Source organism: Gordonibacter sp. Marseille-P4307 (genome assembly GCF_900604965.1).
GTDB lineage: Bacteria > Actinomycetota > Coriobacteriia > Coriobacteriales > Eggerthellaceae > Berryella.
This window is the reverse complement of record NZ_UWPD01000001.1, coordinates 1645952-1664076: the sequence shown is the minus strand read 5'-3', so window position 1 is coordinate 1664076 and position 18125 is coordinate 1645952. Positions and strand designations below refer to the sequence as shown.

General features: G+C 53.1%; 19 protein-coding genes. 17 read left to right on the top strand and 2 right to left on the bottom strand.

From position 1 onward, the window contains the following. Positions 1-84 precede the first annotated feature (84 nt). The 17 genes from EIH26_RS07585 (at position 85) to argB (ending at position 16166) form a co-directional block, all read left to right on the top strand. A complete protein-coding gene (locus EIH26_RS07585) occupies positions 85-2001 on the top strand; it encodes a class I SAM-dependent DNA methyltransferase (RefSeq protein ID WP_124061594.1) in 1917 nt (638 codons plus the stop codon). After that, the gene (locus tag EIH26_RS07580; protein ID WP_124061593.1) at positions 1958-2536 is read left to right on the top strand and encodes a restriction endonuclease subunit S; all 579 of its coding nucleotides are present in this window, start codon (positions 1958-1960) and stop codon (positions 2534-2536) included. Before EIH26_RS07585 ends, EIH26_RS07580 begins: the two co-directional genes overlap by 44 nt. An 86-nt stretch (positions 2537-2622) precedes the next feature. After that, on the top strand, positions 2623-3084 hold the full coding sequence (locus EIH26_RS07575; protein ID WP_124061592.1) for a hypothetical protein: 462 nt from the start codon (positions 2623-2625) through the stop codon (positions 3082-3084). A gap of 7 nt (positions 3085-3091) precedes the next feature. Next, the gene (locus EIH26_RS07570; RefSeq protein WP_124061591.1) at positions 3092-3469 is read left to right on the top strand and encodes a hypothetical protein; all 378 of its coding nucleotides are present in this window, start codon (positions 3092-3094) and stop codon (positions 3467-3469) included. A gap of 152 nt (positions 3470-3621) precedes the next feature. Continuing rightward, positions 3622-3843: a hypothetical protein gene (locus EIH26_RS07565; protein WP_124061590.1), complete on the top strand. Its 222-nt coding sequence runs from the start codon at positions 3622-3624 to the stop codon at positions 3841-3843. A gap of 31 nt (positions 3844-3874) precedes the next feature. Beyond that, a complete protein-coding gene (locus EIH26_RS07560; RefSeq protein WP_124061589.1) occupies positions 3875-4186 on the top strand; it encodes a hypothetical protein in 312 nt (103 codons plus the stop codon). A gap of 3 nt (positions 4187-4189) precedes the next feature. After that, positions 4190-4813: a hypothetical protein gene (locus EIH26_RS07555; protein ID WP_124061588.1), complete on the top strand. Its 624-nt coding sequence runs from the start codon at positions 4190-4192 to the stop codon at positions 4811-4813. Next, the gene (locus EIH26_RS07550) at positions 4810-5634 is read left to right on the top strand and encodes an FtsK/SpoIIIE domain-containing protein (protein WP_241152830.1); all 825 of its coding nucleotides are present in this window, start codon (positions 4810-4812) and stop codon (positions 5632-5634) included. Before EIH26_RS07555 ends, EIH26_RS07550 begins: the two co-directional genes overlap by 4 nt. A gap of 122 nt (positions 5635-5756) precedes the next feature. After that, positions 5757-6725: a hypothetical protein gene (locus EIH26_RS07545; protein WP_124061586.1), complete on the top strand. Its 969-nt coding sequence runs from the start codon at positions 5757-5759 to the stop codon at positions 6723-6725. 18 nt (positions 6726-6743) lie between these two features. After that, positions 6744-6947 carry an excisionase gene (locus tag EIH26_RS07540; protein WP_124061585.1) on the top strand — a complete coding sequence of 68 codons (204 nt, stop codon included), beginning with the start codon at positions 6744-6746 and terminating at the stop codon, positions 6945-6947. 26 nt (positions 6948-6973) lie between these two features. After that, the gene (locus EIH26_RS07535; RefSeq protein ID WP_206424703.1) at positions 6974-8242 is read left to right on the top strand and encodes a tyrosine-type recombinase/integrase; all 1269 of its coding nucleotides are present in this window, start codon (positions 6974-6976) and stop codon (positions 8240-8242) included. 269 nt (positions 8243-8511) lie between these two features. Continuing rightward, the gene (locus tag EIH26_RS07530) at positions 8512-9510 is read left to right on the top strand and encodes a serine hydrolase (protein WP_124061584.1); all 999 of its coding nucleotides are present in this window, start codon (positions 8512-8514) and stop codon (positions 9508-9510) included. Positions 9511-9528: 18 nt separating this feature from the next. Next, complete coding sequence (locus EIH26_RS07525) at positions 9529-10572, top strand: zinc ribbon domain-containing protein (RefSeq protein ID WP_164471023.1); 1044 nt, start codon at positions 9529-9531, stop codon at positions 10570-10572. Between the two features lie 242 nt (positions 10573-10814). Further along, entirely contained in the window at positions 10815-13379 is a 2565-nt protein-coding gene (locus EIH26_RS07520) for an ATP-dependent Clp protease ATP-binding subunit (RefSeq protein ID WP_124061582.1), read from the top strand. Between the two features lie 253 nt (positions 13380-13632). Further along, a complete protein-coding gene (gene ispD, locus EIH26_RS07515) occupies positions 13633-14469 on the top strand; it encodes a 2-C-methyl-D-erythritol 4-phosphate cytidylyltransferase (RefSeq protein WP_124061581.1) in 837 nt (278 codons plus the stop codon). 2 nt (positions 14470-14471) lie between these two features. After that, positions 14472-14975: a 2-C-methyl-D-erythritol 2,4-cyclodiphosphate synthase gene (gene ispF / locus EIH26_RS07510; protein WP_124061580.1), complete on the top strand. Its 504-nt coding sequence runs from the start codon at positions 14472-14474 to the stop codon at positions 14973-14975. Between the two features lie 195 nt (positions 14976-15170). Next, on the top strand, positions 15171-16166 hold the full coding sequence (gene argB / locus EIH26_RS07505) for an acetylglutamate kinase (protein ID WP_124061579.1): 996 nt from the start codon (positions 15171-15173) through the stop codon (positions 16164-16166). Between the two features lie 77 nt (positions 16167-16243). Here argB and EIH26_RS07500 read toward each other — a convergent pair whose 3' ends face one another. Next, positions 16244-16684, bottom strand: a complete 441-nt coding sequence (locus EIH26_RS07500) for an arginine repressor (protein ID WP_124061578.1) — start codon at positions 16682-16684, stop codon at positions 16244-16246. A gap of 205 nt (positions 16685-16889) precedes the next feature. Beyond that, positions 16890-17990 (bottom strand): DMT family transporter, encoded by a 1101-nt coding sequence (locus tag EIH26_RS07495; protein ID WP_124061577.1) that lies wholly within the window; start codon positions 17988-17990, stop codon positions 16890-16892. Positions 17991-18125 lie beyond the last annotated feature (135 nt).

Below are 18125 nucleotides of genomic sequence, written 5' to 3'. Positions count from 1 at the left end.
TAAATATAAGATTTTTGAGATTAGACAGGTATTTTTTCTGACAAAAAGTATACTGTTTAGTGTTGGCTTGAATGGGAGTCTGGTATGCCTAAGCAAGAAGTGAATGTTGATTTGTGGGTTGCAAGACAACTAGACGATAACCACATCAAATATTGTGCCCAAGGTTCCGACGTTTTGGAGATTGATGAAGCACTGAAAACGGCATCGAAGAACGGAACGGGTAAAGAAGGGTATCCAGAATACACCGCAGTTATTGATGATTTCGTTCTCGTCATAGAAGACAAAGCCGACACATCTAAACAAGCTCGATATGAGTATGGTGTTGTATCGCTAGATACCGCTTCCGTGAAAGACTATGCGGTAAATGGTGCTCTCTGGTACGCAAAACATATAGCGCAAAACTCCACTTTTAAGAAAGTGTTTGCAGTAGGGGTTTCGGGTGATGATAAACATCGTTTGATAACCCCTTTGTATGTGGATGATAGAGAATCTTACAAGCAGCTTCCAGACCTCGAAACCTTCGTGAGCTTCTCGCCAGAGAACATAACGCAGTATTACGTTATGAACGTTCTAGGTGTAGACACGAATACGGAAAAAGCAACCGAAGAGCTCCTGCATGATGCGGGTGAGCTGCATGAGAAGCTAAGGACTTATGGCACTCTGAAAGATCAAGATAAAGCCTTGGTCGTTGCTGGCATTATGCTTGCTCTTGATGAGATAGATAAAGGCGGCTTCTCAATCGACTCGCTTAAAGGTGATGACGTAGAAGGAGCACGAGACGGCGATAAGATTATGGACGCGATTAAAAGGCGTTTGAAGCGCTCCAATGTCTCGCCACCAGCAAAGTGCGATACGCTGCTAGCAGAGTTCTCTATTATCCAAACATCTTTCAGGCTTAACACCATAAACGACACGCTGGGGAAAACGCCGCTGAAATACTATACCCAGTTTCTTTATGACAAGATTTTCAGGCGAATCAAGTTCCATGAAAGCTCGGAAGACTTCATAGGGCGATTCTATAGCGAATTCATGAGCTATTCGGGTGGTGACGGTCAGGCATTAGGGATTATCCTCACTCCCAGACACATAACTGATTTGATGTGCGAGCTTGTAGACGTGAAGCCTACCGATACAGTATTAGACCCAACGTGTGGCACTGGCGGTTTTCTTATCTCTGCCATGCATAAGATGATTCATGATGCCAATGGAATATCGCAAGTTCGGGACATTAAGAAAAAACAGCTTCACGGTATAGAACTTCAATCTAATATGTTCGCTACGGCAGTAACGAACATGATTTTGCGTGATGACGGAAACGCTAATATCGTATGCGGGGACTTCTTGGCAGATTCACCGAAGAAGCTACAGTTGAAGGGCGCAACGGTCGGCTTGATGAACCCGCCCTATTCTCAAGGCACGAAGGACGATCCCGATCAGTACGAGATTGCCTTTACTAAGCACCTGTTAGATTCGCTTGTTGAAGGTGCGAGATGTGCCGTCATCGTGCCGCAGTCCGCAATGACAGGCAAGAGCAAAGCTGAGAAGAAAATCAAAGCAGAGATATTGAAGCACCACACATTGAACGGCGTTATCACTTGCAATACGAATACGTTCTACAACGTAGGAACTAATCCAGTCATAGCGGTATTCACGGCACATGAGCCACAAGACCCAGAAGCAGAAGCCATGTTCATAGATTTCAAAGACGATGGGTATATTGTTCGTCAGCATGTGGGCTTGGTAGCGGGAAATGATGTACTGGATAAGAAGCAACATCTGCTTGATGTATGGGAAGGGATAGATGAAGCTCCGTCCGCTTTCTGCGTTAAGTCAACTGTGAAAGCTGATGATGAATGGTTGCACTCATTCTTCTATTTCAATGACGAGATACCAACAGAGCAAGATTTCGATAATGCGATAGCTGATTATCTAACCTTTCAAATTGATATGGTGGGGCATGGTCGCGGCTATCTGTTCGGGTTCGGTGATGAAGATGCTTAGTCTCGAAGATAGAGGATGGGATTCCTTTTATATCGTAGACGTGTTTGACGAGAGCCAAAGAGGAAAACGGTTAAAGAGGGCAGACCATGAAGACGGGGATATACCCTACGTTTCGTCTACAGCCATGAATAACGGCGTTGATGGATTTATTGCCAAAGCTGATGGCTGTAGAACGTTTGAAGACTGCATAAGTCTTAACAATAGCGGAAGCGTGGGTAAGGCGTTTTATGAGCCGTTTGAGTTTGTAGCCAGCGATCACATAACTCATTTGAAAAAAGACGGAGCAACAGAAGAGCAGTACTTGTTTTTGAAAGCCGTTATAGAAATGCAATCCGTCAATTTCAGCTTTAATCGTGAGATAAATGACGAACGTCTGAACCGTATGAAAATTATGCTGCCTGTGAATACGTTGGGCGAACCTGACTGGCAATTCATGGACGATTACATCAAAGAACGAAAAGAAGTGTTAATCAAGAAGCAAATTGCATTCCTGGAGCAAGAAATTAAGGCTATCGGGGGGGGTCTTCCCAGCTAGACATTAAGCTCGATGACTGCTTTGAATGGAAAGCATTTGCAGTCGGTGAGTTATTCCATACCTTCGTGAATGGAAAAGGAAAAGGATTGAATCATTTAAGAAAGGCACAGCAAGGCGGCGTTGAATATATCGGTGCGACGAATCGCAACGATGGCGTTCTCTGCTTCGTAGAGAAAGATTCTAGAAATGAAGGAATGGTGCAAGAGGGAAATTGCATCGGATTTATTCGCAATGGTGACGGGTCTGCTGGCTATGCGATATACAGGGCTAGAGAGTTCGTGTCTACCTCTGATGTCATGTACGGATATGCTGACTGGCTCAATGAATCAACAGGTAGGTTCTTCATTGTTGCTCAAGATATGATTAAAGCGAAGTACAGTCATGGACACAAACGTTCTGCTGAAAGATTGGCGAACGATCGCGTGATGCTACCAGCAGATAAGTACGGAAGCCCCGACTGGGCGTTTATGGGGCGTTATGAGAAGAAGCAACGACTAGGGAAGCTCATAACTGCAAAGAAGTGTTTGTGCAAACAATTGAGCGAATGATGCAGGAGTGAAAATGCGAGCCATTTGGGACGATTACGAGGGAGCGATCGAGCGTCTGAAAAAAGACAAGCGCGATAGGCTTACAAGAGAGCAAGTTACTACCGATATTATGCGAACGTCCACGGGAGTATTCGCCCGTGAAGTCAAAGGCAATCCGCTCTATTTGCTGCACTATAAGCCAGACCCTACAGGCAAGGCTACATACTACAACCGTGAAGACTTGATTAAGCACTTCGAGCGCATGAGGGATAAGGTTGAGCCAGCAGAGCTAATTTGGGACTATTATAAACTCGTTGAGGACGAAGACTTTCATAAAAAGCATGGAAAGCACCGAGCTGATGTATTCCCAGAAGGATGCTATCTATCCGCGACGGTGAGTAAGTAATCGAGATTGCATTTCACTAGATAAGAGCCGAACAGGCTCTTTCTTTTTGTATAAAAAATGTTTGTGATAAAAAAACAGTGTTTGACAAAGAACACGTCAATCACTAACATTAACGATGTTTAATGACAAACATCTAGTAGAAAGGCGATGTCATGAACGGCAAGTTTGGAATCAAGTATGACGGCAAAGATTTCACGATTGATGACGAGGGGGTGTACGAAGAGGAGCTGCCAATCAAGCACAACGTTCGCATGATTGGCGCGATGCTCTGCAACCTCATGGAAGCAGAGGACAGAGATGAAATGCGCCAGCACGCCTATAACGTGCGAGACCAAGCGCAAAGGCTCATAGACCGTCTGAATGAGCCATGGTAAGAGCTTCAGTGCCAAGGAAGGAGTGATTGCAATGAAGCACCCAGTTACATTTGACCAACCTCTGTATCTGGCAGACAACAACCCGTTTCCTAAAACCGACTTCGATACGAAAGAGATTATCGAGGACGAGAAGGGGAACAGATACTACCCAATCAAGAACGTGACAAAGGGCGAGTACGGTTTGGAAGAGGTGGAAATCACGATTGTTTCGCCAGCCAATCCCGTAGAGGGGCTAGAGGTCATGTCGCCTGTTGCATTCAAGAACGTCATTTTGAATGTAGGCAAGATGCGCAACGGCAAAAAATTCTACAGCTACAGAGCTGACAGTGTGAAGGGTGTGTAGTCGATGGAGACTGTAGAAGGAGCGGTGGAGCTTCAAAGGGAGCTTCACCGCTGGAAGCCGAGACAAACGAGTTTTTGGACGATGCTCTTTTCGGTATTCGCCGTGATTGCACTAGCTATCGCAATGTTGGAAGCAATCAGAGACCAGCCAGATGCACAAACCTACTCGCTGTTCGCATGGCTTCATTTCATACCTCTAGAACAACGGGCATGGATTGCGATAGCGGGAGCGTCCGCGATAGCTGCCATAGCCGCAGAGCTTATAAGCCGTTTCAGGATTCCGCCCGCAACATGGCGCGTGAAGGTTGAATTGCAAAGAGCGCTCATAGACCTTGGTCTGCTTGATGGCGATGATACGAGAAGATGGCGTGGCGTCTTTTGGTGCGCACCGTTCGGCAAATACAGCAGGCAAGAGAAGCTATACACGCTGCTGTTCGATTGTAGAACGGTCAAAGCAAAGCCAGAAACATTCAAAGAGCTAGAGCAATGCATAGCTGGTTTTCATAGAAGTCAAGATGCGGCGGTAGAGATATACAAACGCAGAGGGAAGAGAACCTGTTACCGCTTGATGCTCTGGTACGGAACGAACTCATACGAGAAGGGATTGAAGGACGTAGCTCCTTGGTGATTCGCATGGCAGGTGAAAAGATAATAATCGGCAAATCCAAAACAGGTGCGGACGTAGAGCTGAACCTGAAAGACCCATTGAGATTGGGGCTTTTGGGGGCAAGCGGTAGCGGGAAGAGCGTTCTGCTGCTCAATATCCTCCTGCAACTCTGCCGTACCCTTCACGAGCGCATACAGCTCGTATGCTTCGACCCCAAGCTTTCATCGCTGCTGCCGATGGAGAGACGCTGCACCATTCCAATAGTGAGCGAACCTGCCGACTTCCTACCAACGATGCAGAGGGTGGAACAGCTTCTGTTGGATAGGCTGGCGGAAATGCGCAAGCGCGGAATCTCGAAGATAGATCCCTTGCGCGATGGCGAGGAGTTCCCGCAAATACTCTGTGTACTAGAAGAGTGCGTTTCGATTTCCAATAATCCAGATATTCCGAAAAGCGCACAGGGGGCTATACGCGAGTGGTATATGACCTATCTATCACGCGCAAGAGCGGCGAACATGGGAGCAATCTGCGTATCTCATAGCTTTGCTGCCGATGTGTGCATGCCCACCGTGGCAAGGTCGCAGCTACAGCAGCGCATCTTGATGAAGTCTGGAATACAAGAAGCGAAGATGATGGCGGAGGGTATGGAGGAGTGCTGCCCAGCATGGCTCATTCCAACTGCTGGGGAATTTTACTACTCCGATGGGGATTACTCGAAGTGGGTCAAAGGCAAAACTTGGATGACCACAGACGGTAAAGCGGCAGAGCTTGCGAACGCCTACTCATGCGACAAGCGCGATGTCGGCTTGTCGTGGTCAGTGGAAAGCCCGTTTGAGCAATAAGGGCGGCGGCGCGTCTGCTTGCCGTCAGGCAAGAGCAGACGCAAGCCGCCAGTCCTTCGGCATAGGCAAGCATTGCCCTATGCCGAACACTAGACAAATTAGACAGAAAGGAAGGTGAGGGCATGACGAAGGAAGAGAAAAAAGAGCCAAGGTTCTTGCGCATGTTCCTCACCATGGAGAACTACCAAAACCATGGTCTTGACCATGAAGGAATACAAAAGGCCATTCGATCCTTTACGTCGCTTGTTTATGGTTGCTTCGATCTAGAGGTATCAAATAATGGCATTCCTCATGCTCATGCATACCTCGTGTTCGATAATCAAGTAAGAGTTTCAACAGTCAAAAACGTATTCGGGAACTTCATTCACATAGACAAGGCGCAAGGAAGCCATTCGCAATGCATCGCCTATTGCGAGAAGTCGGGCGAAGCCTTGGCAGAAAAGAAAGAAACGCAGGTTGAAGGGAGCTTCTGGGAGATAGGGGAGAGACCGAAAGACCGAACAGAGAAGCGTAATAGCGTTTGGGCTTCCGTGTACGCGATGGCGAAGACAGGCGAGTTCTCGGCGTTGGACATTCTCGAAGAGAACCCGTCGCTTGCAGGTCAGCTCGACAAGATAGAAACGCTAGTTGCCAGATGCAAGGCAGAGAAGAGCAAGGTGAGGTGGCGGGACGTGAAAGTGTATCTGTTGCACGGAGACACTTCTACGGGTAAGACAACCTGGGCGTATGAGAATCATAGCGAGGGCGGCATATACAGGGTGACCGACTATGAACACCCCTATGAAGGGTATTCGGGCGAAAAGACAATCGTCTATGACGAATTCGACCATAAGGCTCATACGATGAACCTATCCAGCATCTTGCAGCTGACAGACCGTTTCCCGCTGGGTGCGGCATTGACGAGGCGCTATAGCAATCTCGTTCCAGAGTTCGAGACGGTCATCTTCATAAGCAATGAGCCGCCAAGCTCGATGTATAGGAAAGCTTCGCCGAAGCAATGGAACGCTTTTCTTAGACGTATCAGCCGTATATACAGATTCGATGGCTTAGGGCTGATTGCCGAAGAAGACAAAGGCATATATCAAAGGTAGAGGCGGGAGGTGTTGAAGATGGACGAGAAGAAGCAGTTGCCAATCTGGGAGAAACCGACGCTTACGCTTGAGGAAGCGGCAGCGTATACCAACATTGGCATAAATCGGCTACGCGACATATCGAACGAGGACGATTGCGATTTCGTGGTATGGGTCGGAAGCAAAAGATTGTTCAAGCGCAAGAAGCTGGAAGCGTTCATCGACTCCCAGTTCTCTTTATAGCCACATGATGGATTGATTTGAGGTAGATGATGACGGTTCAAAGAAGAAAAGACAGCAAAGGGCGTGTTTTGCGCAAGGGCGAATATCAGCGCAAAGACAATACCTATATGTATGTTTACAAAGGCGAGCTGGGAAAGAAGAACACAGTCTATGCGCCAACGCTAAAGGAGCTGCGCAAGAAGGAAGAAGAGGTATCGCGCGATCTGATGGACGGGATTAAGCCCGACGCTTCGCGCGTTACCATAAATCAGATGTATGAGCGCTGGAAGCAGCTCCGAGAAATGGACGTGAAGGGTGGAACGCTTCGCGACAACACATTCAGGAATTATTGCTACATGGTCGAGCAGTTCGTAGTGCCAGACTTCGGGAATGCGAAGATTAAAGATGCGACCCCTGCGAAGTTCGAAGCGTTCTACAAGTTTCTGATTTCAGAGCGTGGCTTGAAGGTGCTTTCTGTTGATGGCGTACACGTCCCGTTGAAGCAAATTATGCAGCTTGCTGTTGATAGCAACTACATACGCCAGAATCCCGTAGAGGGCATTATGAGAAAGACAAAGATAGCCTATAAGAAGAAGGAAACAGGGCTGTCATCACAGGAACGAGCATTGACTGTGGAACAGCAGCAGTTGTTCTTGGATTATCTGAAAGATAGCGAGACGTTCAAGCGCTGGCATCCTCTTTTCGTCGTGATGCTCTATACGGGTATGAGGGTTGGAGAGCTGACGGGTCTAAGATGGTGCGACATCGACGAAGATAACGGCTTCATTTCGATAAGCCATACCCTTGTGCATTACAGCAAGGGCAAGGGGCGAGAAGTGAAGTATGCAATCAACGACACCAAGACCCCAGCGGGTTTTCGCCTGATTCCGATGCTTCCCGTGGTTGCGGAGGCTATTGGAAACGAGCGTGAGCGGCAGGAAGGCGAAGGTATCAAATCGCGCATGGTCATAGATGGGTATAGTGGCTTTGTGTTCGTGAACAGATTTGGCGATTGCCTGAATCAAGGAACGATCAACAAGGCACTGCGGCGGATAATCAGGGACTGCAACTTAGCACAACTCAACAAGGGAAGCGAAGTGTTGCTGCCGCCGTTCAGTTGCCATTGGCTACGCCATACGTTCGCTACTCGTCTGGTAGAATCACAAGTGAACGTAAAAGCGGCGCAAGGTCTGCTCGGTCATGCCGATGCAAGGACTACGCTTAATATCTATGCAGCTGCGCAAGAAGATTTCAAGCGTAGCGAGATAGAGAAGCTTACAAACAACAGTACAAACGATTTACAAACCTTTGAGTAAATCTGGCGTTAAGTATGTATGAGGGAAGCAGGAGCCTTATGAGCATTTGCCCAGATAGTGAGCATGGACGGCAGAGCCGCGAAGACTTACATGAGGGCAGGTTTCTTTTCCCCCATATGCGCAACGAAGCGCTGTGATTCTTTTCGAAGGTTAGGCGGGGTATCTAGGTTTATCGCTCTGATTGGGATACCCCGTTGGAATCGAGGACTTTTCCCGTGCATGGTGGGGTACTATGGAGTTTGTTAGAAACCCTTATTCGAGGTAGCCATATGACTGTACGGCCGATCAACCTGCTTGTCTGCTCTTTTATGGGCCTGGCGCTTGTCGTTACGGTTTCCTGTTCATCGAATCCTGATACGGTCGACCGAACCGAGTTCGATTCCTCGGTCGATATCGCCGACACCGCGAGCGTGGATTTTCCCCCAGAACAACTCCCGGTCGATCCGTTGTCGGAAGATGCTGGGCTCGATTCGGGCAAAGCGGCGGCTATCGAGGCTCTGGTTTCCCGATCTGAAGCCCAGTTCGGCATGGAGGTAGGCGTCGCGTACCTCGATCTTTCTCATCCCGATGCCGATGGAGCGCGTTTCGAGATCAACGGATACCGCTCTCAGGTTTCCGCGAGCATGATCAAGCTGCTGATACTGTCCGAATTCGCCCGCCAAGTCGATGCCGGAACGATTGGTTTGGACGATAGGTATGTGCTTCAGCGCAGCGATATCGTAGGGGGGACGGGAAGTCTTCAGAGCAGGGGTGCGGGAGCGTCGATCACGTACGCAGAGCTTGCTGAAAAGATGATTGCGGAAAGCGATAACGTAGCTACTAATGTTTTGATAGACCGACTCGGTATGGATGCCATCAACGGGGAATCTCAGAGACTCGGTCTTTCGGAGACCCGGCTGAACAGAAAGATGATGGACGTGGCCGCCGTCTCATCTGGAGTCGAAAACTACATGTCCGCCGTTGACGCCATGCATATACTGAAGCTCATCTACCAGAATGATCTTGCAAGCCCCGCTCTTAACAAGCTTGCGCTTGACGCCCTTAACGGACAGACCGATAACCGGGGGATAAGGGATGGGCTGCCTGAGGGGATGACGTTCGCGCACAAGACGGGAACTCTTTCCGCGGTGCAAAACGACGGGGGGATAGCCGGGGGAGATCGTCCCTTCATCCTCGTCGTGTTTTGCCAAAGCAAAGCCGGCTCGATCAATGCTCAGGCAGCGTTTTCTTTAATGGAAAATATTGCTAATATTATCGGAGCGAAATAGACGAGGAGGATACGTATCGTGTGGTGCTATAAGTGCGGAACCCAGGTAAGCCAAGAGGATGCGTTCTGTCCTCAGTGCGGTGTCCAGGTGCGCTGTGCGGTTTGTTCGGAAGAGCTCGATCCCGAAGCTGCTTTTTGCGGTTCATGTGGAGCTGCGGTTCTGCCGGTTGCGGAATGCGCCGAAGAAGAGGCCGGCACTGACGGTGTTTCAGTCCATGGAGACACCGAAGTTCTTCTGGAACCGCATCTGCAGGACGCAGGTCCGGCCTTCGCCGCGCAGAACCCTCTCGATTCCGAATCCACGCGCGTCATTCCCGTCGTTCTGCCATCGGGGGAAGGCGGGCTTGCACGCGAGGGGCGCAGCGATAGCCGATCCGGCGAAGGATCTTCTTTGAACAAGAAGAGGCTGGTTGTCATTATCGTTGCAGCGGTTTTTCTTGTTGCAGCCTGCTTCGGCGCTGTCTGGTTTTTTGCGCTTGATCATCACCAGGCTCCCGAAGCCGATGGCGCATCTGAGATCAAGGTGGTCGACGACCAGGAAGGGGAAGGCGAAAACGCCGATAAAGAGCAACCGGTTGAGGAGAGAAAGCCCCTTGCAGACAGCGCTTCGGCAAGCGATGCGAAAGACGATTCCCTCTACCAGAAGCTTCTGAACGCTTATGACCAGGCGAGAGATTTCGATGCGAAGGTGAAGGCTCTCGCATCTCGGTACACCGATACTATCTATTCAAGCTCATCGAGCGGTCGCAGTGCGGTCCGAAGCGATGCATCGAAAGTCAGAAGCGATATTTCCGATGCACAGAAGACGATCGCCGGCCTATCGGTACCCTCTACCTCGAAGTATTATCAAAATTGGACGGATATCCAAAAGCTGTACGACGATCTGTATCAGAGGGTCGATGTGATGCATGAGGCATTGAATGTTGCCCTGTCGTACGGAAATCCCAAAGCGCATAGTGCGGAGATCGACGGCATCATCGTTGCTCAAAACGATTCAGACGGCATAAACAAGTACAAGAAAGACTTCGACGCTCTGTATCCTCAAGCCAAACCCGAGAAGTAACACCAGGCAACACTGTCCCTGTTGTTGGCTTCGGGCGGTAAAGCCTTTTTCGCGCCGAATCGAAGTGGTTTTCCTTCGATTCGGCGTCTGCCGTTTCCAGGGCGTGCCCAACCTATTCGCATTCGAACCGATCACTGTGGTTTTGCCTTGTTCTCCGGTGTCGGGAAGGTGTCGAATTGGCACTCAAAAATGAAGAGTGCTAGGATTGCAGAAACCTGAAACGACAGAAAGGCAGGTTGCCTGTGTCATTCGAGAAATTCACCGACAAGGCGCGCAAGGTTCTCGTCCTCGCCCAGGACGAGGCGCGTGTCCTTCATCAGCCCTATGTGGGTACCGAGCACCTTCTTTTGGGACTCATACAGGAAAAAGACGGTTTGGCCGCACAGGCGCTTCAACGTCTGAACGTGCAGCATGAAGCGGTGGTCCAGGGAATTCGCCAGGTGGTCACCATCGATGCAGATGCCGATGTGTCGGGGCACCTTTCGTTCACGCCCCGGGTCAAGCGGGTTCTGGAAAACGCGCTGCGCGAAGCCATGCAGATGGGCCAGAGCTACATTTCCACCGAGCATTTGCTTTTGGGCATCGTGCGCGAGGGCGAGGGCACGGCGCTTAGCGTCTTGTCGCGTCTGAACGTCTCGGGCGACGATATCCGCGGCGCTCTGAACGACCTGGTGGGACAAAGCCCGGTGTATGCGGGTCGCAACCCCTTTACTCAAGACCCCCAGAGGGGCGATTCTCCGTTGAAGGAGTTCGGCACCGACCTTACCAAGAAGGCGCGTGAGGGAAAACTCGATCCGGTTATCGGTCGCGCTGGAGAGATCGAGCGCATCATGCAGACGCTGTCGCGCCGCCAGAAGAACAACCCGCTGCTCATCGGCGAGCCCGGTGTGGGCAAAACCGCGGTGGTCGAGGGCTTGGCCCAGCTGATCGTGTCGAACCAGGTGCCCGACATCCTGCGCGACAGACGCGTGGTGACGCTCGACCTCTCGGCGCTCGTGGCAGGGTCGAAATACCGTGGCGAGTTCGAAGAGCGCCTGAAGAAGGTAGTTCGCGAGGTCGCCGATGCGGGCGATATCATCTTGTTCATCGACGAGATCCATACGCTTATCGGGGCAGGGTCGGCGGAGGGCTCCATCGATGCGGCGGCTATTCTGAAACCTCCCCTGTCTCGTGGCGAGATTCAGGTGATCGGCGCCACCACCATCGACGAGTACCGCAAGCACTTCGAGAAGGATTCGGCGCTCAACCGCCGCTTCCAGCCCCTTACGGTGGGCGAACCCAACGAAGAGCAGGCTATCCGCATCATGGAGGGGTTGCGCGATCGTTACGAGGCGCATCATCGCGTGCGTTTCACCGACGAATCGCTGCATGCCGCGGTGAAGCTGTCGAACCGATACATCCAGGATCGCTTCCTTCCCGACAAGGCCATCGACGTGCTCGACGAGGCCGGTGCGCGGATGCGCATTCGCAATATGACGCTTCCTCCCGAGCTGCACCAGCTTGACGAAGAGCTGCGTTCGGTAAAGGCGCGCAAGGAAGAGGCCATCGCGGCTCAGGACTTCGAGGAAGCGGCCCGGCTGCGCGACGAAGAAGGCCAGATCAAGCAGAAGCGCGATGAGGCGCAGCAGAAATGGGAGGACGAGTCGGCCAAGACCGTGCAGGAAGTCACGGTCGAAGACATCGCCGATGTCGTTTCCCAATCCACCGGCGTGCCCGTATCGAATCTCACCGAAGCCGAGACCGAGAAGCTCTTGCGCATGGAATCGGTGCTGCACGAACGCGTGATCGGCCAGGACGAGGCGGTTACGGCGCTTTCGAAGGCTATTCGCCGCAGCCGCGCGGGTCTGAAGGATCCCAAGCGCCCCAGCGGTTCGTTCATCTTTTTGGGCCCGTCGGGCGTGGGAAAGACCGAATTGGCCAAGACGCTGGCCGAGTTCCTGTTCAACAGCGAAGATGCGCTGCTGAGTTTCGATATGTCCGAGTACATGGAGAAGCACACGGTGTCGCGCCTGGTGGGCTCGCCTCCGGGTTACGTGGGGTACGACGAAGGCGGCCAGCTTACTGCGGCGGTGCGCCAGCGCCCGTATTCGGTTTTGCTGTTCGACGAGATAGAGAAGGCGCATCCCGACGTATTCAACATCTTGCTCCAGATTCTCGAAGAAGGCCGCCTGACCGATGGACAGGGGCGCACGGTCGATTTCCGCAACACCGTTATTATCATGACGTCGAATGTGGGTGCCCGCGAGATCGCCGCCACCCAGACCCTTGGATTCAGTGCCGACGAGGGTGCGGGCCTGTCGGACAAAGAGATTCAGGGCCGTGTTATGAGCGAGCTTAAAAAGCTGTTCAGGCCCGAGTTCCTGAACCGTTTGGACGAGATCATCGTCTTCAAGTCGCTTACCGAAGACCAGATCGCCCGTATCGTTCGCCTCATGGTCGACGACCTGCGTGAGCGTATGATCGCCCAGGGAATGTCAATCAACCTCAGCGACGAGGCATGCAGGGTTGTTGCCAAGGAGGGCGTGGACAAGGCGTTCGGAGCACGTCCTTTGCGTCGCGCCATCCAGCGCATGCTGGAAGACCGTCTTTCCGAAGAGATACTCGAGGGCGCCTGGACGGCGGGCGATATCGTGGAAGTCGACGCGAAAGACGGCAAGCTGGTATTCACGCGCGGTACCGGAGAGATCCCCCAGCCTCGCAAGCGCGACAGCATCGCGCGGGAAGCCGAAACGATGCTGAAGGGCTACAATCTGGGCAACGCCGGTGTTCCGTCGGGCGGCCTGCTTTCGGGCGGCGCGGCCGACTAAGCCCCAGGCGCGCGTTGCGGCGTCGCAAGGCGAACAGTCCGCTTTTCCCGATTGGTTGGAACGCGCGGCGGGCGGACGCCTGGTTTTCAGCGGAGGTCGATTCCGAAGGTTTCGACCTCCGCTTTCGTTTCAGGGGCGAGCGTCGGTCGGCGTCGCGGCCGGCCGGTATTGTGAGATAATCCCTGACGTAGTTGTTTTATCGGAGACCGGTCGTTTGCGGCTGGTTTTCACTGCATGAGAAAAAGAGGCTGATATGGCGAACACGGTCGATCCGGTTTATGCGCCGCAGGGGCTTCGCGAGCCGCACATCGTTTCCTCGGGTCTGCAAAGCGACCTGTTTACCGAGGCCATGTCGGGTCTCGAAGGGAAGATGGATAAGAATCCCCGAACGGCTGCGATCATCCTGGCGGGGGGAACGGGCGAGCGGTTCGGTCAGATAGGCGGCAAGCAGCTCATCGAAATAGCCGGCAAGCCGGTTCTTACCTGGTCGGCGGAATCGTTCGATGCGGTGGGGGATATCGGGCTTATCGTGGTGGTGTGTCCGCAGGATCGCATCGACGAGTACTTGCATCGCGCCATCGATCCGTTTCCATTCGTCACACCCATCGTTATCGCGCCTGCGGGTGCCACGCGGCAGGAAAGCGCGTTTTCCGGGCTCGAGTTCGTTCCCGACGATTTCGAGTACGTTGTGCTGCACGATGGCGCGCGACCCCTTGTCACTCCCGACCTCATCGAGCACACCATAGCCACGGTGAAGGGCAATATCGACTGCGATGGGGCCGTGGTGGCCCACCCGTCGGTGGATACGCTCAAGATCGTGGAGAACGGCGTTATTGTGGGAACTCCCGATCGCACGGTGTTCTGGAACGCTCAGACCCCGCAGGTTTTCCGTACGGGAATCTATCGTCGCGCCCATTCCGCAGCGCTCTCGGAGGGGTTCGTGGGAACCGACGATTCATCCCTTATCGAGCGGCTGGGCGGGCATATCCTTGTGGTAGAGGGGACGCGCGACAATATCAAGCTCACTGTTCCCGAAGACTACGAGCTGCTTAGTGCGGCGGTTATGCGTCTGTTCGGGATGAGGGGGTGAGCATGTCCGATTTCGGTTGCCTGCGCATCGGTCAGGGAATGGATGTTCATGCGCTGGTTGAAGGTCGGAAGTGCATTATCGGCGGCGTCGATATACCTTTCGAGAAGGGTCTGCTGGGGCATTCGGACGCCGATGTGCTGGCCCACGCGGTGAGCGATGCGCTTTTGGGCGGCGTGCGCGGCGGGGATGTGGGAAAGCTCTTTCCCGATACCGATCCCGCCTACAAAGGAGCCGATTCGATGGTCCTGCTTGCCGGCGTCGCCCGCTACGTGCGCCAGTGCGGATACGAGATCCTCGATGTCGATTCCGTTATCGCGGCTCAGGCCCCCAAGATGTCGCCGCATCGAGAGGCCATGCGGGAAAATCTCGCCAAAGCGATGGGTATCCCGGTTGAAAGCGTCGGGGTCAAGGCCACCACTACTGAACATCTGGGTTTCGAGGGCCGCGGAGAAGGGATATCCGCAACGGCGGTCGCCTTGCTGTGCAAAACGTCTTCGCAGCGGTGATGGGTAATGAAACGGTTATAATCACAGAGGTGTTGTACGCTTCGGGTTTTCTTTCCGATCTGCTTTTCAGCGAGGCGGTGGCTCTCCGGTCAATTGCGTGCGCTGGGTGCGGGTCGTTCGATACGGGCGTAAGCTCGTTGAGCGGGAGCCTCGAAGCGTCGTACGCGATCCGACAACCAACGAGGTGGACTGTCTATGAAGCTCGCTCGAGATACGCAAAGCCGTGGAAGCCTTCCCGTTTTCGGCGAAGTGCTCGCCGATGCGCTTCCTTGGATCAAAGAGGCTACCGGTAAGACCATCGTCATCAAGTACGGTGGATCGGCCATGAACGATCCGGCACTGTGCTCCCAGGTTATGAGCGATGTTGTGTTGTTGAAGATCATCGGTATCAACCTGGTCATCGTGCATGGCGGCGGGAAGGACATCAGCGCTGCCATGGAGCGCGCCGAGATCCCGGTGGAGTTCAAGGACGGACAGCGCGTCACCACCCCTGCGGCCATGGACATCGTTCGCTCGGTGATGGTGGGGACGGTTAACCAGAACCTCGTGCGCGAGATCAACCGTCACGGCAATTTGGCGGTTGGCGTATCCGGGTGCGACGGGGGCACGCTTATCGCCGATCAGGTATGCGAAGAGCTGGGTCGCGTCGGTCACATCACGGCGGTCAACACCGAATACCTCAACGCCATCATCGAAAACGATTTCATTCCCGTTATCGCCGGCGTGGCTTTGGGTGAAGACGGCGGATACTTCAACATCAACGCTGACGTTGCGGCAAGCGCGATTGCGGGTGCCATAGGGGCCCATAAGCTCATCTATCTTACCGATGTGGACGGCCTTTATACGAATTTCGAGGATAAGACGTCTCTTATCTCGAACATCACGCGCGATGAAGCGCATCGCATCATCGATGAGAAGCGCATTTCGTCCGGCATGATCCCCAAGCTGAAAAGCTGCGTCGCCGCTATCGACAGCGGCGTTTTGCGTGCTCATATCATCAATGGAACCACTCCGCATGCGCTGCTTATCGAACTGCTCACGTCTTCCGGCGTGGGTACGGTCATCCATCGCACGAAGGAAAGCTATATCAACGACATGCACCCTATCGGAGGGTTCGCAGAGAAGCTGTCGGAGAACCGGGTGCTCAGGCAAGCTGAGGGTTCGCAGATTAGCATCGATATAGATCTGTGATGTAAAAACTTGAAGTTGGTTTCGTTTCGGGTTCGAGGGTAAAAAGGAAGCGGGCTTGAAAGCCCGCTTCTTCTGTGTCAGATGCGCTTGAAGTGGCGTTTGAGTTCCAAGAGGCGTTGCTTGACGAATTTGGCATCCTCGGGGGTGCGGGCGATGATGAGGATGGTGTTATCGCCTGCAACGGTTCCCAGAAGTCCTTCGATATGCACGTTGTCGATCGCATCGGCTACGCCCGATGCGATGCCGGGGTTGGTGCGAACCACTACGCTGTGGCCTGCAACGTGGATCTCGCCGGCGATCTCGGAGAGCATGTGGTAGAGCCGCATGTCCTCGGGCAGGACGTACAGACCGTCTTGCGACTTCAGAAGGCCGATATTGGCGATATCGCGCGAAACGGTAGCCTGGGTGCACTCGTATCCGAGCTCTTGAAGCTTGGATACGAGATCGCGTTGGGTGTGGATTGCTTCTCGTCGAACGATGTCACGGATGACATCGTGGCGGTGGATGCTTTTTTTCATAGGATGCTCCCGAACCTCGTATCCAACATTGATTGTGCATTGATATAAAAAATAAAAACCAGTGAGCGCTTACGGCCACTGGAGGGAATTCTAACATAAAAGCAGGTTAATAGTTGTTCCGATGCATAAAGAAGGGCGCCCTTGCCAGCGCCCTTCTTATTACATTTTTAGGTGTGGTTCTGCATAAAAGCAGCGATTGCGTACCTTACTTGGCAGCAGCGGCGTTCAGCTTCGCTTCCTTATGAGCTGCACGCATACCCTTGATAGCGGGGATCGCGCCAGCGCCGACGATGAGAACCGTACCGATCGCGGAGTTGATGGTGAACGGCTCGGAGAAGATCACCAGGCCGATGAACAGCGCGACGGGAACTTCCCAGTAAGCGATGGTGGAGTAGTCCGCTGCAGGGAGGTTGCGGCCGGCAACCAGCAGGAAGCCCAGAGCGACGGGACCGCAGATGATCCACAGCAGCACCGCACCGATCCAGTTAGCGGTGGTCAGATGCAGGTCGAGCGCCCAGTTGGGAGGAACGGCACCGGAGGTGCCCAAGGTGTTGAGGACGAAGGTCAGAGAGCCTGCCGCCAGGGCAGCGAAGATGAAGTTCCAAACGCCGCGAGCGGTGGTGTCGGCATCCTTACGGTAGCCGTTGAAGAACATGCTGGAACCGTAGAACACGCCGGACAGCAAGCCGAAGATATCGCCCAGGCCCTTCTGCGGGAACTCGGGCGTGGAGGTTTCCAGGCTGAAGTCGACCATGAAGCCGCCATCGGAGAAACCGACGAGACCTTCTGCGAACAGCATGCCGAAGAACACGACGAACAGGCAGATCCACTGCAGACCCGACATCGGCTCTTTTCTGAAGATACGTGCCATAAGCACGCAGAAGACCGGTCCGGTGTAGATGAAGAGAACGGCGTTTGCAACCGACGTCAACAGGGTAGAAGTGACGTAGCAGGCAAGGGACAGGCCGATCATCACGCCGCCCAGCGCGATAGCGGGAGTAAGCTTGAGCTTCTTGAACACGCCGGTTTTATGCGTGGCGAACATTAGGATCACGAAGAACAGGATGCCCATGCTCATGCGACCGGTAGCCATCAGGGCGCCCACGCTGTCGCCGGCGTTCAGGCCCATCTTGCCGTCAAGGAACTCGGTGCGCGTACCCATGCGGCTAAACAGGGGAACGAGGCCCATGCCGGTAGCGGAAATGAGCATCGCGATGGTGCCCCAGCGGCGATCCATCTGGTATTCGCCGCTCCCCGACGAAGAAGCCTCGGGCGATACGGTGGTCTCCGTAACATTATCAGCCATTATAACCCTCCTTTTTAAGACAGATATCCCCTTAAAGGGATCGTTTACCCCCAGATTTATTGAAATCAAACGTGAAAAGTGCGAAGAAAAAGGAGACCCAGCTTCCATCGAAGAAAACCAGGCCTCCTTTTCAAA

Bases quoted from the DNA above. Each gene is read 5' to 3' on its own strand.
- EIH26_RS07585 (WP_124061594.1), top strand. From the start codon at position 85: ATGCCTAAGCAAGAAGTGAATGTTGATTTGTGGGTTGCAAGACAACTA.
- EIH26_RS07580 (WP_124061593.1), top strand. From the start codon at position 1,958: ATGGTCGCGGCTATCTGTTCGGGTTCGGTGATGAAGATGCTTAGTCTC.
- EIH26_RS07565 (WP_124061590.1), top strand. From the start codon at position 3,622: ATGAACGGCAAGTTTGGAATCAAGTATGACGGCAAAGATTTCACGATT.
- EIH26_RS07560 (WP_124061589.1), top strand. From the start codon at position 3,875: ATGAAGCACCCAGTTACATTTGACCAACCTCTGTATCTGGCAGACAAC.
- EIH26_RS07555 (WP_124061588.1), top strand. From the start codon at position 4,190: ATGGAGACTGTAGAAGGAGCGGTGGAGCTTCAAAGGGAGCTTCACCGC.
- EIH26_RS07545 (WP_124061586.1), top strand. From the start codon at position 5,757: ATGACGAAGGAAGAGAAAAAAGAGCCAAGGTTCTTGCGCATGTTCCTC.
- EIH26_RS07540 (WP_124061585.1), top strand. From the start codon at position 6,744: ATGGACGAGAAGAAGCAGTTGCCAATCTGGGAGAAACCGACGCTTACG.
- EIH26_RS07535 (WP_206424703.1), top strand. From the start codon at position 6,974: ATGATGACGGTTCAAAGAAGAAAAGACAGCAAAGGGCGTGTTTTGCGC.
- EIH26_RS07530 (WP_124061584.1), top strand. From the start codon at position 8,512: ATGACTGTACGGCCGATCAACCTGCTTGTCTGCTCTTTTATGGGCCTG.
- ispD (WP_124061581.1), top strand. From the start codon at position 13,633: ATGGCGAACACGGTCGATCCGGTTTATGCGCCGCAGGGGCTTCGCGAG.
- ispF (WP_124061580.1), top strand. From the start codon at position 14,472: ATGTCCGATTTCGGTTGCCTGCGCATCGGTCAGGGAATGGATGTTCAT.
- argB (WP_124061579.1), top strand. From the start codon at position 15,171: ATGAAGCTCGCTCGAGATACGCAAAGCCGTGGAAGCCTTCCCGTTTTC.
- EIH26_RS07500 (WP_124061578.1), bottom strand. From the start codon at position 16,684: ATGAAAAAAAGCATCCACCGCCACGATGTCATCCGTGACATCGTTCGA.
- EIH26_RS07495 (WP_124061577.1), bottom strand. From the start codon at position 17,990: ATGGCTGATAATGTTACGGAGACCACCGTATCGCCCGAGGCTTCTTCG.